Here is a 16,151-nt window from a genome sequence, read left to right as displayed (position 1 = left end):
CGTTCTTTCTTATCCAAGACTCAGACGGCCGGGCTTTCCGGCTCAAGCAGATCCGCATAATGGCGCCGAGCGACATCGGGATGCGAGCGCAGCCGGCTTTTCAGCACATTGGTTCCGACATCGCGAAACAGCGGATTGTCCGGATCGCTGGCCGGCCCGCGCGCCCGAGCCGCCAGGTCCTCGGAAAGGCTAAGCAGCGGTATCGTTGCATCGAGCCTGGCGCTGAAGAAGAACGGCACCGAAATGCGTTCAATGCCTGCCGCCGGCGTCACGACACGATGCACGGTCGCACGCAAATAGCCGTTTGAGGCCAGTTCGAGCAATTCGCCGATGTTGACGACGAGCGTACCGGGAATGGGGTCCACATCCACCCAGCTTCCGTCATAGTCGACCTGAAGCCCCTTATTGTCATCCTGAAGCAACAACGTCAGGAAACCGCCATCCTTGTGCGCGCCGACACCCTGGTCATCGCCGGTCGCCTCTCGGCCGGGATAGCGCACGATTTTCATGCGGTGGTTTGGCTGCTCGCGGTAGATCGGGTCGAAGGCGTCCTCGGCTTGATCGAGCGACAGCGCGAAGGCTTTCAACAGCCTGATGGCCACTGCTGTTGCCTTGGCCTGCCATGCCAGCAGGGCGGGTTTGAGTTCCGGCAACGCAGCGGGCCACTGGTTCGGGCCCTGCAGCCGCGTCCATGCGGGAATTCCTGGCCCTTGCGCTATGGGCTGACGCTCGACGCCGATGTCGAGCTGCTCGCGCCAATCGGCCTTGCCCTTGGTCAGCTCGCCGCCGGCGCGGGTATAGCCGCGAAACTGCGAGGATTTGACCATTTCGATCGCGAGCTTGTCGGCCTCGGCCAAGGCAAAGAAGCGGCGCGTCGCGGTGAGCACCTCACTGATTTCCGCCCACGAGATGCCATGTCCGGCCAGGTAGAAAAAGCCGATGTCGCGCGAAGCGGAACGCAGATCCGCCAGAAAAGTCCGGCGTTCCGACGCGCCTTGTTCAAAGCGGCTCAAGTCGAGCACGGGTACTATTCTGGGCATATGAGGCTCCTTTCCCGGCTTTGTGCGGATGTTATCGTCCGCGAACCAGGACTGTTGGACAGGCGTGCACTTTTCGGCGGTCACAACCGCCAGCAATGCCTGCAAGTGTCATCGACGCCAGATTGCCAAGAAAGAAACGATCGGCCCTTCGAGGCCGCCGCGATGAACAATTTTTGCGCGCGCGCCGGCAAGCTGACAATGACAGCGATCATCCGCGCAGATACGGACCGCCAGCAGGCGCGCGACCTCCACGCTATTGGGCTGCCCTGAGCAGCATGCCGAACAGGTCGCGTGGCTCGTCAGGGTCGGCGAGCTGTCGAGCTCCTGGTAGAGGCCGGTCGTCCGCCTTCATGCCCGGCAGCACGCCGGTCTCCAGCAGTGCCTCGATGAAGCCCTCCGACACCATCCGCAGCGCCTTTGCCCGCGCCACGTCGCCGGCACGAATGGCCTGGTCGACCGCCACATAGAGCCTGCCAAGCAGATTGTAGGTCGTACCGATGCCGCCTTCGAACTCGCCGGCATCGCTCAGTCCGGTCATGGCGTGAATCCCGACAAGCCAGGCACCTGCATCAGGTCGCCCGACCTGACCTGCCGCCGCAACCGGCGTCAGGGCAATCTCGCCTAAAGCGATGGTCCCATCCGGATAGGGCTGCCGTCGCTGAACCGGGATTGACGGAACCTGTGAAGGTTGTGTCCAGCCTCGTTGCCCTGGATCAAGTCGGACAGGACGCGGCCCATGCCGGGCCCTATGCCGAAGCCATGGCCGCTCATCCCGGTCGCAATGACGAGGCCATCGACCGCTGCGGCACGATCGACCACCGGCACCACATCCGGCATCGCATCGATCATGCCGGCCCAGCTTGCCCTGAGCGGCACCGCCTCGAATTGCGGAAAAAGCTCCTTGAACCCATGATCGATGGCGCGAAGGGCCCTGGGCTCCGGGGCAGGATTGAGAACACGCATCCTTTCGAACGGGCTTTCCTTGTCGGCATCCCATTTGCGCGGGGTGAACCAGCTGTCCGGATATGCACGCGGCGCCGCCGGCAGGTAGCGCGTGCCGAAAGGATTTGCCTTCAGGGCGGGCAGGTATTTCGGTGCGTGACGCAATGCATCCGGCCCGACATAGAGCAGGTGGCTGCCTCCCGCCGCGAGCGTGTATCCGCCGTCCTTCCTACGCCGGAAGGCGATGCGTTCGTCCGCGGCAGCGCCGGCATGGATTTCCGGCATAGGCGCGGTCGCCGCGACGGTCGTGCGGACACTGAGCTGCGGGATCGAGATGCCATGCGCGCGCAGGAACAGCGACGTCCAGGCGCCGCTGGCGACAAGCACGTTCGAGGTGGCGATGCGCCCTCGTTCGGTCCAGACACCGCTGATCCGCCCTGCGGAGATGTCGAGCATCCGTGCCGCACAGTTCTCGATGATTGTGACACCCTGGCGAGCGGCCAGGCGGGCAAGCGCCGGCACGGCGACCCAGGGCTCGGCACGCATGTCCGACGGCGTGGTCATGGCGCCCCTGAAGAGGCGTGACATGGCCGGGATCAGCTTGGCGGTCTCGCCCTGGTCGAGGAGGCGCGTGTCGACGCCATGGGCCTCGGCGATCTTCAGGAACTTGGCGAAACCGGCCATCTCCTTGTCGGTCCGCGCAAGATAGGTCACGCCCGTCTGCGTCAAGCCTATATCCTCGCCGCACTCCTCCGCCAGTTGGCGCCAGAGACGCAGCGCTTCGATGACGATGGGCAATTCGTCCGCGTCGCGGCCCTGCTGGCGAATCCAGCCCCAATTGCGCGAGGACTGCTCCGCGGCGATGCGTCCCTTCTCCAGCAAGGTCACCGGTATGTTGTGACGGGCCAAGAACAGGGCCGCGGTCACGCCGATGATGCCACCGCCGACAATGACCACATCCGACGTCTTCGGCAGCGGCGCCTGGAACTGGATCGGACTGGCTTCGGTAAAAGGGAAGATCGTCAAAGGACTGTCCTTTTTTCATAAGCGTGCCCCACGCCGATGGCTGGTCCCAGTGGCGCGAAAGTCGCCCGCTTTCGGACACTGGCCAAGCAGGAAGTACGCCGACGAGCACTACACGACCGACCTCGAAAATTTGCGTGCCAGCTCGATAAAATTGTTGACCACCCGTCGAAGCCGCTTCTCGTCGCAGGGCAGCCCTCGGCTTCGTCGACAATCGGGTGGTTAGGGCATGCGAATGCCGGACGAAGCGAAGCGCTCGCTCATACCTGTCGCGACATTCCGGCGGAGGATCGCGAACGTTAGCTTGCCGTCCGATGACTTCAGGCCAGCCCGAACCGCTCAACCGCACGCATGATGCCGCGCAGCTCCGCGAGGCCTTTCAGCCGGCCGATGAGCGAATAGCCGGGGTTGATCTTCTTCTTGCCGATGTCGTCGGCAAGCAGATGGCCATGATCGGGCCGCATCGGAATTTGCCAGTCGGCTCGGCCTTCTCCGCGACGGCGCTTCTCTTCCTGCATCAAAGCGAGGATGACATGCGCCATGTCAGTGCCGCCCTCGAGATGCTCGGCCTCGTAGAACGAACCGTCCTCCTCGATGGTGATGTTGCGCAGGTGGACGAAATGGATGCGGTCGGCGAATTCCTTGACCATGGCGACAATGTCGTTGTCGGCGCGCGTACCGTAGGAGCCGGTGCAGAACGTCAAACCATTTGCCGGGCTGTCGACCGTCTTGAGAATGAAACGCGCATCCTCGGCCGTCGAAACGACGCGCGGCAGGCCATAAAGCGAGAACGGCGGATCATCGGGGTGGATGCACATGCGCACACCCGCCTCTTCGGCCGCCGGGATGATCTCGCGCAGGAACCAGGCAAGGTTGTCGCGCAGTTCCTTAGGCCCAATCGCGTCGTATTCCGCCAGCGCCTCGCGGAAACTGTCCCTGTTATAGCTACGCTCCGTCGCCGGCAGGCCGGCGATCAGATTGCGCTCGATCTGGTCGATCTGCTCCGCTGTCAGCGCCTCAAGGCGCTTCTCGGCCTGGGCGATACGTGACGGCGTATAGCTTGCCGCGCCGTTCTTGCGCTGCAGGACAAACAGATCATAGGCAGCGAAATCGATGGCATCGAAGCGCAAGGCATAACCGGTCGTCGGCAGCCGGTAGGCCAGGTCGGTGCGAGTCCAGTCGACCACAGGCATGAAATTGTAGCAGATCGTCTGGATGCCGGCCTTCGCGAGCGCGCGGATGCTGTCGCGATAATAGCCGGCATAGCGCTCGCGCTCCGGCGCGCCGATCTTGAAGGAATTGTGAACCGGAATGCTCTCGACAACCGACCAGGTCAGCCCAGCCGCCTCGATGACGCGCTTGCGTTCGAGCACATCGGCTTCAGGCCAGGCCCTGCCGTCATAGATCTGGTGAAGCGCTGAAACCACGCCGGTGGCGCCGGCCTGTTTGACATGTTCAAGCGTCACAGGATCATCGGGACCGTACCAGCGCCAGCATTGTTCCATTGCCACTTCCTTTTCCGCGAGAGACCGGCAACCTATTGTTTGACCACGACGAGTGTCAAACTAAGAGCGGCCGGTTTCGATAGCGAATGAAGGAGCTTCCGCGATGACTGATTTTGACGGCAAGGTGGCATTTGTGACAGGAACGACCGGCATCGGTCTGGCAACCGCCAAACGCCTGGCGGCTGGGGGCGCCGCGATCGTCGCCTGCGGGATCGACAGCGCGGCCAATGCCGCCCTGCAGGAAAGCCTCGCCAGATCCGGAGCCGATGCGCTGGTGCAAACGGTTGACGTCTCCGTTTCCGAGCAGGTTCGCGACGCGGTCGCGGCCGGCGTGGCGAAATTCGGCGGCATAGACGTCATCGTCAATTCGGCGGCGGTGCATCCCTACGGAACGGCGACGACAACCGACTGGGAGACCTGGAACCGGGCTATGACGGTCAATGTCGGCTCGATCTATCTGACCGCCCATTTCGGCATCCCGGAAATGATCAAGCGTGGCGGCGGCGCCATCGTCAACGTCGCTTCGGTGCAGGGCTTCGCCTGCCAGCAGAACGTTGCCGCCTATGCCACGACCAAGGGCGCCATCCATACGCTGACACGTTCGCTGGCACTCGACTATGCCGCATCCGGCATAAGGGTCAATTCGGTCAGCCCGGGCTCGATCCGCACACCGATCCTCGAAAAGGCCGCGCGTGGCGACGGCGGCAGCGATGCCGACGTGGAAGAGGCCTACAGGCGCTTCGGCGCGGCCCATCCGCTCGGCCGCATCGGCGAGCCGGAGGAAGTGGCGGAACTCATCGCTTTCCTGTGCTCGTCGAAGGCCGGCTTCTGCACAGGCGCCGACTACAAGATAGATGGCGGCCTCACCGCCGGCATCGGCGTGAAGTAAGACCGTGAAGATCGATCTCGGAACCATCGGGAGCGGTGCATTAACGCAGCCAGTTCGGAACAATCTTTTTTGGTCGAAGTTTTACTCCTTGAAGGGACGAACTCTCCGAAGGAGATTTCCTATGAAACATGTTCTCATTACCAGCATGCTTGCGATCGGGCTCGGCTGCGGGACGGCGATGGCTCAGACGCAGCAGCCGGCCGACAGCCAATCAGGAGCTGACACAAATTGCGCTTCCGGCACGACCAACTGCCAGAAGGGCTCCAAGATGAAGGAGCAGGCGCAGGGCACCAAGTCCCAGACTGATCAGCAGGCTCAGGACAAGACCAAGGCCAAGACAGAGGAGCAGGCACAGGGCAAGACCAAGGCCAAGACGGACGAACAGGCCCAGGGCAAGGCCGGCACCAAGACTGACCAACAAGCCCAGGACAAAACCAAGGTCCAGACCGACCAGCAGGCACAGGGCAAGGCCGGCACCAAGACTGACCAGCAGGCCCAGGACAAGACAAAGGTCCAGACCGACCAGCAGGCACAGGGCAAGGCCGGCACCACGACGGATCAGCAGGCTCAGGGCAAGACAAAGGTCCAGACTGACCAGCAGGCACAGGGCAAGGCTGGCACCACCACGGATCAGCAAGCTCAGGACAAGACAAAGGTCCAGACCGATCAACAGGCCCAGGGCAAGGCCTCCACGGAGGACAAGACCTCGACCGCTTCCATCAACAATGTGACGGTTGAACAGAAGACCCAGATCACTCATGTGATCAGGGAAACCAAGGTCGAGCCGATCGCCAACGTCGATTTCGACGTCTCCGTCGGCATCGAAGTTCCGCGGCACAAGGTCAGGCTGCATCGCTTGCCGGCTCGCATCGTGAAGCTCGTCCCAGCCTACGAGGCGTACGAATATTTCGTTCTCGCCGACGGCCGGATCGTCATCGTCGATCCGGATACATACAAGATCGTGCTGGTATTGACCTAGGCAATTCCAAGGAAAAGTGCGTAGCGGTTTCCGTTCGGAATTGCGTAAAAACAGAGAGTTAGAGCACAAGATCGTTCAACCCGCCCCGCTGCACGCGGGTCGGGTTGAGCACTAATGGCGAGATGAATACGGAAAGCTTTCGGTGCAAACCTCAGCGCATGTTCAGGGATTGCGAGGCCGCAATGTCCGCAAGGTGATCGAGTAGCGGTGCTCCGCAAGCGGCGGGATGCTGTGCTCCCATTGCGTTCGCGACGGCCCTGTCATGAGATAGGCCGATCTCGGCTCGACGGTGATGGTTCGACGCTCCCATTTAGACCCATTCTTGCGCCGAAGGCGAAAATCGCAGGGCGCCAGCAGCGAAACGCCCGCGACCTCCTCGAAGTGCGGCTTGTCGCGGTGCCAACCGATACCGGCGCCGGGCCGGTATTCGTTGATCAAGACCTGCGCGAAGGTTTCGGCCGGCCGGCGCGCAAAAGCCGCGACCCTTTCGCGCAAGGGCAATAGAAAATCAGGTATCGGCGGTGCCTCGACCACCTCGCGCCGGTCATAATCGTAGCGAAGGCCAAAACCGACGACACGCCGGTTTGCCAGATGACCATGGAAGTCGAAGGCCTTGAAGGGCAGTGCCTCTAGATGACGGACGAGTTCGACTTCGTCTTGTGGCGTGATCAGTCCGGTCCGGTAGGCGAAACCCTCCGGCAGACCATGCTGAGCGGCACCGAAGAGATCATGCTGGGCCACACGGCCGCTGTTTTCGATTTGAGCGGCGACATTTTGCCTAGATGGTGAAGGCCGGACAACAAGGCAATATGGGGACCGCGCTCGCCTGCCCTGGACACGTCAAACGGAACCGCGGGGGCAGCGTGAAAGTTTAGGAATGCCGGTTCCGTCGGAGGCGCCGGATATGTTCCAGCCGTGGAGTGCCGGATGCCGCGCGTTGAAACCGGGGCCTGCTTTTGCGGGGCGATTGCCGCCACCATGGACGGTGAGCCTTTCTGGATATGCTACGATCACGATGACGATTGCCGACGGGCCATCGGCAGTCCACTCACCGTCTGGGTCGGGTATCGGCCGAGCCAGTTCAACCTTTCGCGGGGGACGCCAAAGGCCTTTTCCAAGACGCCGGGTGTTATCCGCACTTTCTGTCCCGACTGCGGGAGTTCGATAGGCTATAGCGACGAAGGGCTGCCGGACGAGCTTTATCTGACGATCGGGTTCTTCGACAAACCCGAAGGGCTGCGGCCACAGGCTCATGCCTATTGGGACCTCAGGCTGCCTTGGGTCGACTTTGCCGACAAGCTGGCGCGCATCGAGCGCTATTCGAGGAAACGCGACGCGAAGTTCGGCAACCCACGCGACCGGTAGCGAGGTCGGGTAGCGGCACGGAACCGCACCACGCCTGGCAGGTTTATTTGGCTGAGCCGTCAGGTGACAGCATGCCGTCAACCGTCATTCGAAACACGCAATACGATCCCGCGACCAGGATCCTCTCTGTCTGGTTCGTGCCGCATGGCAACCGCTATGACTATGAGGACGTCGCCTCGGCTACCTATGCCGCGTTCATGCGCGCTCCTTCGAAAGGCCGCTTCTTCAATAAATTCATCAAGGACCACCACAGATATCGTCGCGTGGCGTGATGCCCGTCACGCCTTCCTGTTCTCGTCGGCGCTCACCTCATCCGGCGCCGGTTCCCAACCAAAGACACTGCGGCCGCCAAGCAGATGCGACTGGTCGAATTCGCCGGCGACAATTTCCTTGAGGCTGGGACCCGTGACGTATCGCTCGACCTGCCGCGACTGGTCGTCGAGCCGCCTCAAGGCGCCGATTTCCTCTTCGCGACCGAGCCTGGCCTTTTGCACGGCTGACTTCAGGACGCCGATCGTCTCGTCATAAACCTTGAGCGGTACAGGGAACGGATGCCTGTCCTTGCCACCATGCGCCAGCGAAAAACGACCCGGATCCGAAAACCGGCACGGCGCGCCATGCACCACTTCGGCAACGAGGGCGAGTGCCCGCACGGTGCGGGCGCCTACGCCCGGAACCAGGAGAAGCTCGGCAAAATCAGCTGGACCTCGCTCGGCGGCAGCGGCCATGTTGCCGTGAAGGCGATGCATCACGACGTCGCTTTCGCGAACGTCATGATGAGCCGGCATGACCAGATGCGGCAGCAGGGGCTGCACCGGAGCCGGTGCAGTACCGGGCTCCAGCGCGGCGAACTCCCGAAGGATGCGGTCCGGCCCAAGATCCTGGAGCAGGTCAAGCTGTCCCTTGGCGCGAGGCTTCGGCGCGGCGGTCGGTCAGGTTGACGATCTCGCCCTTGTTGGCGCCTTCTATGGCGGCATGCGGCTGGTCGACGAAACTCGTCAAACCTTCGGACAGCCAATGATAGCGGCGCGCCACCTTGCTGTCGCCGTTCATGCCTTGCTGCACCACCACCCAGTCGCCCTCGTCGGTAACGATGAAGCCATGCAGATAGAGGTCGAAGCCGTCCTGAACGGCGGCGCTGTCCACCTTGGCGACAAGCCGGCTGGCGGTCGCAAGGCGGGCTCCGTCGAAGCCGATACGCTCACCGATGGCGGCAAGCTCGTGGGGGGTTTTGCGCGAATGCGCGCCACGGCCGCCGCAGACGTGGATGCCGAGTTCGCCCGACAACGGCGTGAGGCCGCGCTTCAAGGCGCCGACGACGCTGGTGGTGATGCCGGACGAATGCCAATCCATGCCCATGACCGCGCCGAAGGACTGGAACCAGAACGGATGCGCCAGGCGCCGCAGCAATTCGTTGCGGCCATAGTGATGGATGATCGCCTCGCACATGACGGCACCGAGACGCGTCATGCGGTCGCCCAGCCATTTCGGCACGCGTCCACCGTGAAGATGGAGATCCGCACTGCCCGATCGTTGCGCCACGTCTTTGCCTGCTCCAGTGTCCGCGATGGGACAGATAAGCACTACAGACCCCGCAGGGAAGGCCGATGCTACAGTGGCGTCAAGTCCAGTTCGAGAGAACCGTTTCCATCTCGACTGTCTCGACCTGCTGCGCGAAGCGCTGGTGATAGACGGTAAGCAGCGCGTCATGCGTTGCGTCGGAAGAACTGCACAATGCGTCGGTGACGAGCACCACGCGATAGCCGAAATCGATAGCCCCGAGAACGGTGGCCAGGACGCATACGTCGGTTTCGCCTCCCGTGACGACCAGCGTGTCGATCTCGCGTTCCATCAGAAAGGCCCTGAGGCGCCCTTCGAACCATGGGGAATAGATGTGCTTGTCGATGACTGCCGCCGGCGGACAGTAAGCTGCCAACGCCGGCAACAATTCGATCATCTCCGGTCCGATATTGTCGATCGCCATCGAGGCCCAGCGTTCATAATAGCGCTTCCATGTACCAGCGCCTTGTCCCGGCCTTTGCGCAGGCAGGAAGCGCGTGAAGACCGTCTGTTCCGCACGCCTTTCGACCAGCCTCTCAATTTGAGGCATGACACGGGTTATCCAGGGCGTCGCCCACGGCGACGGTTCGGCAAACAGCTTCTGCATATCCACGCAGACATGCATGCACCGGTCGCCCAATGGGCCATAAGCCAAGCCTGGCATCGACATCAACGCATCTCCGACCGGCGGTGTTCTCATGACTTCCGGCACTGCCATCCGGATACGCAACGCCGCATGCGAGAACTCGTTCCTGTCGAGCTGGACGAAGGCCAGACCTGCCTCGTCATCCACAATCAAGGACCGCGCCCGAGACCAGCGCCAAGGTCGGCCTGCGGGCCGAACCCGGCATCTGCATTTCTCGACCAGGAAGGGCGGGCGATCTGATCTGCAGCTTTCCGGCGTTCTATTCCGCCGCCAGTGCGGCGACTTCCCGCCGAAACGGCAATGCGTCGCCGATGTCAGGTTCGTCCAGCTCTCGGGCGAAGCGGTGGCCAGCATAGGTTGCCCAGGCGATCGGCCCCGGTGCTTCGGCGTCGCCGATGACCTTGATCGAACGAATGCCGCTGTCGGCCCACTCGTTTTCCCGCGACTTGAGCTCGCGCCAAACGGCGTCATCCTGATTGCGTGACGTGACCAGGACGGCGGCATCGGCCGCCAGATCCTGTTTCGCGCCCGTATAGGCGCAGGACGTCACGACGCCACCTGAAGCGACACTCGTGACGGTCCGGTTGAGCACGATATCGACGCCGAGTTCCACCAGGCGGCGGTGAATGGCTCCTTGCTCCAGCGTGTTGCGTGTCCAGTCCGAGACATAGGCCGACGGCGTCACCAGGGTCACCTTCGTTCCCTGACGCGCCATCAGCTCGGCGAGAACGCCGCCCATGTAATAGTGGTCGTCGTCGAACAGCACGACCTTGCCAGCCGGAACCTTGCCGGCCATCAGATCGTCGGGTGAGTAGACCGGCATCGCGGCGTCGATCGGCATCGGCACGACATGGGCACGCGCGACGCCGTCGCGGCGCCAGGTCGATCCGGTGGCAATGGCGACGTTCTGGAAGCCGAACGAGAGGATGTCACCGGCCGACAGCCGGCTTTCGAAATAGATGTCGACATCGGGCATCTGGCTGAGCTGATACTGCCGATAGTCGCGCACCCTGCCCCAGGCCGACAGGCCTGGAAGTTTGCTTTCGCGCGCCACGCGCCCGCCAAGCTCGGTGCCCGCTTCCGCGATGGCAACTTTATAGCCGCGCATGCCTAGCGCACGCGCGGCCTCCAGTCCGGCAGGCCCGGCGCCGACGATCAGCACGCTGTGGCTGTCGCCTTTTGCCTGCATGCGCTCAGGATGCCAGCCTTTGCGCCATTCCTCCATGAAGGTCGGGTTCTGCGTGCAGCGCGAGATCGACATGGTCATGTCGCCGGTGATGCAGATGTTGCAGCCAATGCATTCGCGGATGTCCTCGATACGCCCCTCCTCGACCTTCCTCGGCAGGAAGGGATCGGCGATCGACGGGCGCGCGCAGCCGATGAAGTCGAGCGTGCCCGACCTGATCATCCTGACCATCACGTCGGGCGAGGTGAAGCGGCCGACGCCGACGACCGGCTTCGAGGTCAGCTTCTTGATGCCCGATATCAGGCTTTCCTGCGCCGCCTCGTCCTTGAAGCGTGACGGACCCGAGCAATCCTCCCAGGCGCCGTGCGCGAGATCCCAAAGATCGGGCAGTTCGGCATGCATCTCGATCATGTCGCGGACTTCCGAATTGGCGAAGCCGAGTTCACCGATCATCTCGTCCAACGACAGCCTGAGCGTCAGGCCGCATGTGTCCCCGATCGCGTCGCGCCCTTCCTCGATCAGCTCGCGCATCAACCGCGAACGGTTTTCCAGCGAGCCGCCATATTCGTCGCCGCGCTGGTTCGTGGCCGTCGACAGGAAATGCTGGATGATGCCGAAGCCGTGCGCGCCATAGAGGCAGACAAGGTCGAAACCCGCCTGCTTGGCGCGTTTGAAGGCATTGCGGTGCCAGCGGCGCAGGTCGCGTATGTCCTCTCTGTCCATGGCGCGCGCCTGCACCGGATCGTTGGTGAAGGTGCGGATCGGCAGGGCCGATGGCCCGCGCGGCACCTCCTTGGTGTAGAGATTGGGGCCGTTGATGCCGGAATAGGCGAGCTGGATGCCGGCCAGCGCCCCGTGCTCGTGCATGGCCTCGGCCATCTTGGCCAAGGCCGGAATGTCGGCGTCGTCCCATAGCCGCAGTTCGATGAAAGGCGTGATCTCGGAGGTATGGTGCATCTCCGTCTGCTCGGTGAAGATGACGCCCCAGCCGCCTTCCGACTTGATGCGGCGCATCTCTGCCGCCGCCGATGGATCGCGATAGCCACCGCCATTGCAGTGCGGAACCTGATAGAAGCGGTTCTTGGCCGTCACCGGACCTATCTTCATCGGCTCGAACAGGATGTCGTAGCGTGGGTCGCGCATGTAGCTTCCTCCCTGCCGGCTCGGCACCGCCGGTGCTGCCGAGACTACTCATAAGTTGGAGCCGGCGCGGGAAAACTACGGATTTCTTCTGTGCCGATTAGGACACGCCTAATCGCGCGCGCCGGCGCGAATTAGTCTGCGTTGAACCGGGGCTGAGCGAAATGCGACTTCAGAGCATCGGCGGCATGATGCTAGACAGCCAGAACCCGGCCGAGAGACAGAAAATGGACAGCATCAGAATTCTCGAACGGCTGATCGCATTCCCCACGGTGAGCCGCGACTCGAACCTCGACCTGATCGGTTATACGGCCGACTTGCTCGAAGCAAGCGGCGTTGCCTGCCAGATCGTCCACAGCGCCGACAGGCACAAGGCCAATCTCTTTGCCACCATTGGCCCGGCAGGCAGACCCGGTGTCATGCTGTCCGGCCACACCGACGTGGTTCCCGTGGACGGCCAAGACTGGACGCTGCCTCCATTCGAAATGACCGAGCGCGACGGCAAGCTTTATGGGCGCGGCGCGGCGGATATGAAGGGTTTTGTGGCCTCTGCGCTCGCGACCTGCATCAAGGCCTCCAGGATGGCGCTTCGGACGCCGTTGCATCTGGCGCTCTCATGTGACGAGGAAGTCGGCTGCCTGGGCGTGCGCGACCTGATCGAAATGCTGAGTGCGGCGCCGCAGCGCCCGCTGCTGTGCATCGTCGGGGAGCCGACCAACATGCAGGTGGCGACCGGGCACAAGGGCAAGCTTGCCGCTCGCGCCGTCTGCAGGGGACGCGAAGGCCATTCGGCGCTCGCCCCGCTGGCGCTCAATGCAATCCACCTCGGGTGCGATTTCGTGCGCGCCTTGCGTGACGAACAGGAACGGCTGGCCCGCGACGGCGCCCGCGACGGCGACTACGACATTCCCTACACGACGGTTCATGTCGGCAAGATCAATGCCGGCGTCGCGCTCAACATAGTGCCCAACCTCTGCCACGTCGATTTCGAGATCCGCAACATTGCCGCCGACGACGCCGCCAGCATTCTCGACAGGCTGCGCGCCGCGGCGGTGCGCATTGCCGAGGACGCCGCTTCGACCGCGGCAGAGGCAGCAATCGACATCGAGATCACCAACACCTATCCGGGCCTCGACACGCCGGCCGCATCGGAGGCGGTGGCTTTCGTCAAGTCGCTGACCGGTGCCAACGACACGATGAAAGTCGCGTTCGGCACGGAGGGCGGATTGTTCAGCCGCGATCTCGGCACGCCCGCAGTCGTTTGCGGGCCGGGCTCCATGGCGCAGGGACACAAGCCCGACGAATTTGTCAGCGTCGAACAGCTGCGGCGTTGCGACGCGATGCTGGACAGATTGCTGGAACGGCTCACGGACGGCTGGCCGTGAGCCGCATGGCAGGCCTCACTTCACGATGCGCTCGGTACCGAAGACGCCCTGCTCGACGACGAAGCGGCGACAGTGGTCGATGAAGGCCTGCACCGTCAGCGTGCGATGCTCGGCGTTCGGCAGCGCAATTCCTATGGTCAGCGGCCTGAGGTCGCCCAACAATGGCACAAAGACCAGTAATTTGCCGTCCGGCGACATGGTGTTGAGCGGCCGCATATTGGCGATGCCGTAGCCGAAGCCGTTGGCGACCATCGAGCGCATCACGGCGATGTCGCCGGTGCGCTCGACGATCTTGGGCCGCAGGCCCCTAGGCTGGAAAGCCGACAGGAAATATTCCCTGCTGTAGGGCAGGTCAAGCAGCACCATCGGCTCATCGACCAGCTCCTCGGGCGTGATACCTGCCTTCGCCGCCAGCCGATGCGCGGCCGGCAGCATGACATAGGCCGGCAACTGCATCAGCGGCTCGAAAGTCATGTCTTGCGACAGCTCCAGATCGTAGGTCAGCGCGGCGTCTATCTCGCCACGTTGGAGCATCTCGAACAGTTGCCCCTGGTTGCGCTCGAATTGCCTGACCCGCACATCGGGATAGGCGTCCTCGAATTTCTTGCGCAGCGCCGGCAACACGATCTGAGCGAAAGTGAGTAGGCAGCCGATCGCCAGTGGTCCGCGTACCTTTTCGGCGATATCCCCGGCAATGTCGTGCAGCGCGTCCGCGTCGTTGAGCAGACGCGCGGCTTCCTTGAGGAAGAGGCGCCCGCCCGCCGTCAGCGCCAGCGCATGCGAATGCTTGCGCACGAAAAGCTGCACGCCGAACTCGGCTTCGAGCTGAGCGATCGACGCCGAGATCGATGGCGGCGAGACATTCACCTGCTCGGCCGCCTTGGCGATCGAACCCGCTTCGCCAACGGCGACGAAATATTCGAGTTGTCTCAGGGTGAAGCGAAGCGGCATGGTGGCTATGTTGCCGGTTTGCGGCCGGCGATCAAGTCGCGGCCGCTTCTCAATATTTGATCCAGGTTGTCTTCAGCGCGGTGTACTTGTCGAGCGCGTGCAGCGACAGGTCGCGCCCGAAGCCGGACTGCTTGAAACCGCCGAAGGGAGTCATCGGGCTCAGCGCATCGACGGTGTTCACGGAAACCGTGCCCGCGCGCAGCCTTTCCGCCAGACGATGCGCCCGCGACAGGCTGTCGGTCCACAGCGATGCGGCCAGGCCATAGACGCTGTCGTTGGCGATGCGAAGCGCCTCGTCTTCGGTGTCGAAGGCGATCACCGACAGGACCGGACCGAATATCTCGTCGCGCGCAAGCGGGTCGTCGGGCGAGACGTCGTCGAAGATCGTGGGCTGCACAAAACTGCCGCGCCCGCCGACGGTAACCCGGTCGCCGCCGGTCACCAGCCGTGCCGACTTCTTGCCGCCATCGACGAAACGCATGACGGTCGCGGCGTGGCGCGCGTCCACCATCGCACCCATCCTGGATGCAGGGTCGAGCGGATCGCCGGGCTGGGTCGCCGTCGCGCGCTGCGCCAGTTTCTCGAGCAGCGCATCCTTGATGCCGCGCTCCACCAGAAGCCGGGAGTTGGCCGAGCATACCTGTCCCTGGTTGAAGAAGATGCTGAAGGCGGCCATGTCAGCTGCCGCGTCCAGATCACCGCAATCGGCGAACACCAGATTGGGGCTCTTGCCACCGGTCTCCAGCCAGACCTGCTTCATGTTCGACTGGCCGGAATATTGTAGGAACATCTTGCCGACAGCGGTCGATCCGGTGAAGGCAAGGCAATCCACGTCCATATGGCGGCCAAGCGCCTGTCCGGCCGTCTCGCCGAGGCCGGGCACCACATTGAGCACGCCGGCGGGCAGGCCTGCTTCCATGGCAAGCTCGGCCAGCCTGAGCGCCGAGAAAGGCGACTGCTCGGCGGGTTTGAGCACCACCGAATTGCCGGCAGCCAGCGCGGGCGCGCATTTCCAGGTTGCCATGTCGAGCGGAAAGTTCCACGGCACGACGGCGCCCACGACCCCAAGCGGCTCCCGCCGTACCAAAGCAAGGTCACCTCGGGCCGTGGGCGCCACCTCGTCATAGACCTTGTCTATCGCTTCGCCGTACCACTGGAAGATCGCCGCCGACCCCGGCACGTCGACGGTCGCTGCGTCCTTGACCAGTTTGCCCATATCAAGAGATTCCAGCAGCGCGAGCTCCTGCAGGTTCTCACGCAGCAATTCCGCCAGCCGCAGCAGCACCTGCTTGCGATGCCGAGGGCTCGCTCTCGACCAGACGCCGGCCTCAAAACTGCGACGTGCCGCGGCGACGGCAAGGTCGATGTCCTCTTCGCCGCAGGAAGCCACCTCGGCGAGCGTTGCTCCCGTGGCAGGATTGATGCTGGTGAATGTTCTGCCGGAACACGCGGGCAATGCCTTGCCGTCGATGAACGCCCTGTCGCGAAAACGGATAGCCGAGGCTTTGCCGATCCAATCCTTATGACTGAGTTCGTGCAT

At 63.1% G+C, this 16,151-nt stretch carries 14 protein-coding genes and 1 pseudogene; 5 read left to right on the top strand and 10 right to left on the bottom strand.

Annotated elements, in window-relative coordinates:
* Nucleotides 1–20: 20 nt before the first annotated feature.
* The 4 genes from ACVWWD_RS13675 to uxuA form a co-directional block, all read right to left on the bottom strand.
* Nucleotides 21–1,040: an isopenicillin N synthase family dioxygenase gene (locus ACVWWD_RS13675; RefSeq protein ID WP_352547318.1), complete on the bottom strand. Its 1,020-nt coding sequence runs from the start codon at nucleotides 1,038–1,040 to the stop codon at nucleotides 21–23.
* 253 nt (nucleotides 1,041–1,293) lie between these two features.
* Nucleotides 1,294–1,578: a hypothetical protein gene (locus ACVWWD_RS13670; RefSeq protein ID WP_352547320.1), complete on the bottom strand. Its 285-nt coding sequence runs from the start codon at nucleotides 1,576–1,578 to the stop codon at nucleotides 1,294–1,296.
* A gap of 83 nt (nucleotides 1,579–1,661) precedes the next feature.
* Nucleotides 1,662–3,008: an NAD(P)/FAD-dependent oxidoreductase gene (locus ACVWWD_RS13665; RefSeq protein ID WP_352547322.1), complete on the bottom strand. Its 1,347-nt coding sequence runs from the start codon at nucleotides 3,006–3,008 to the stop codon at nucleotides 1,662–1,664.
* A gap of 317 nt (nucleotides 3,009–3,325) precedes the next feature.
* A complete protein-coding gene (gene uxuA, locus ACVWWD_RS13660) occupies nucleotides 3,326–4,510 on the bottom strand; it encodes a mannonate dehydratase (protein WP_352547324.1) in 1,185 nt (394 codons plus the stop codon).
* A 103-nt stretch (nucleotides 4,511–4,613) separates the two neighbouring features.
* Between uxuA and ACVWWD_RS13655 the strand changes: the two genes are divergently transcribed.
* Both ACVWWD_RS13655 and ACVWWD_RS13650 read left to right on the top strand, forming a co-directional pair.
* Nucleotides 4,614–5,399, top strand: coding sequence for an SDR family NAD(P)-dependent oxidoreductase (locus tag ACVWWD_RS13655; protein WP_352668055.1), 786 nt, complete (start codon nucleotides 4,614–4,616; stop codon nucleotides 5,397–5,399).
* A 121-nt stretch (nucleotides 5,400–5,520) separates the two neighbouring features.
* Entirely contained in the window at nucleotides 5,521–6,378 is an 858-nt protein-coding gene (locus tag ACVWWD_RS13650) for a DUF1236 domain-containing protein (protein WP_023782453.1), read from the top strand.
* A 162-nt stretch (nucleotides 6,379–6,540) separates the two neighbouring features.
* On the opposite strand, the gene ACVWWD_RS13645 is transcribed toward ACVWWD_RS13650, so the two are convergent.
* On the bottom strand, nucleotides 6,541–7,119 hold the full coding sequence (locus ACVWWD_RS13645) for an alpha-ketoglutarate-dependent dioxygenase AlkB (protein WP_457103122.1): 579 nt from the start codon (nucleotides 7,117–7,119) through the stop codon (nucleotides 6,541–6,543).
* 186 nt (nucleotides 7,120–7,305) lie between these two features.
* Between ACVWWD_RS13645 and ACVWWD_RS13640 the strand changes: the two genes are divergently transcribed.
* Together ACVWWD_RS13640 and ACVWWD_RS13635 are read left to right on the top strand one after the other, a co-directional pair.
* On the top strand, nucleotides 7,306–7,743 hold the full coding sequence (locus tag ACVWWD_RS13640; RefSeq protein ID WP_352547327.1) for a GFA family protein: 438 nt from the start codon (nucleotides 7,306–7,308) through the stop codon (nucleotides 7,741–7,743).
* Between the two features lie 71 nt (nucleotides 7,744–7,814).
* Nucleotides 7,815–8,015, top strand: a complete 201-nt coding sequence (locus tag ACVWWD_RS13635; protein ID WP_352547328.1) for a KTSC domain-containing protein — start codon at nucleotides 7,815–7,817, stop codon at nucleotides 8,013–8,015.
* Between the two features lie 6 nt (nucleotides 8,016–8,021).
* On the opposite strand, the pseudogene ACVWWD_RS13630 reads toward ACVWWD_RS13635, so the two are convergent.
* The 3 genes and pseudogenes from ACVWWD_RS13630 to ACVWWD_RS13620 form a co-directional block, all read right to left on the bottom strand.
* A pseudogene (locus ACVWWD_RS13630) lies at nucleotides 8,022–9,285 on the bottom strand (DUF763 domain-containing protein).
* A gap of 79 nt (nucleotides 9,286–9,364) precedes the next feature.
* Nucleotides 9,365–9,973 carry a cysteine hydrolase family protein gene (locus tag ACVWWD_RS13625; RefSeq protein ID WP_352547412.1) on the bottom strand — a complete coding sequence of 203 codons (609 nt, stop codon included), beginning with the start codon at nucleotides 9,971–9,973 and terminating at the stop codon, nucleotides 9,365–9,367.
* A 235-nt stretch (nucleotides 9,974–10,208) separates the two neighbouring features.
* On the bottom strand, nucleotides 10,209–12,278 hold the full coding sequence (locus ACVWWD_RS13620; RefSeq protein ID WP_352547330.1) for an oxidoreductase: 2,070 nt from the start codon (nucleotides 12,276–12,278) through the stop codon (nucleotides 10,209–10,211).
* 224 nt (nucleotides 12,279–12,502) lie between these two features.
* Here ACVWWD_RS13620 and argE point away from each other — a divergent pair, with 224 nt between their 5' ends.
* Nucleotides 12,503–13,660 carry an acetylornithine deacetylase gene (gene argE, locus ACVWWD_RS13615; protein WP_023771387.1) on the top strand — a complete coding sequence of 386 codons (1,158 nt, stop codon included), beginning with the start codon at nucleotides 12,503–12,505 and terminating at the stop codon, nucleotides 13,658–13,660.
* 15 nt (nucleotides 13,661–13,675) lie between these two features.
* On the opposite strand, the gene ACVWWD_RS13610 is transcribed toward argE, so the two are convergent.
* Both ACVWWD_RS13610 and ACVWWD_RS13605 read right to left on the bottom strand, forming a co-directional pair.
* Nucleotides 13,676–14,611 (bottom strand): LysR family transcriptional regulator, encoded by a 936-nt coding sequence (locus ACVWWD_RS13610; protein ID WP_015316459.1) that lies wholly within the window; start codon nucleotides 14,609–14,611, stop codon nucleotides 13,676–13,678.
* Between the two features lie 49 nt (nucleotides 14,612–14,660).
* Nucleotides 14,661–16,151, bottom strand: a complete 1,491-nt coding sequence (locus tag ACVWWD_RS13605; protein ID WP_352547332.1) for an aldehyde dehydrogenase — start codon at nucleotides 16,149–16,151, stop codon at nucleotides 14,661–14,663.

It is taken from the genome of Mesorhizobium sp. URHB0026, from assembly GCF_054059755.1.
The sequence above is the reverse complement of the archived record's forward strand: the minus strand, read 5'-3'. Positions and strand labels throughout refer to the sequence as shown.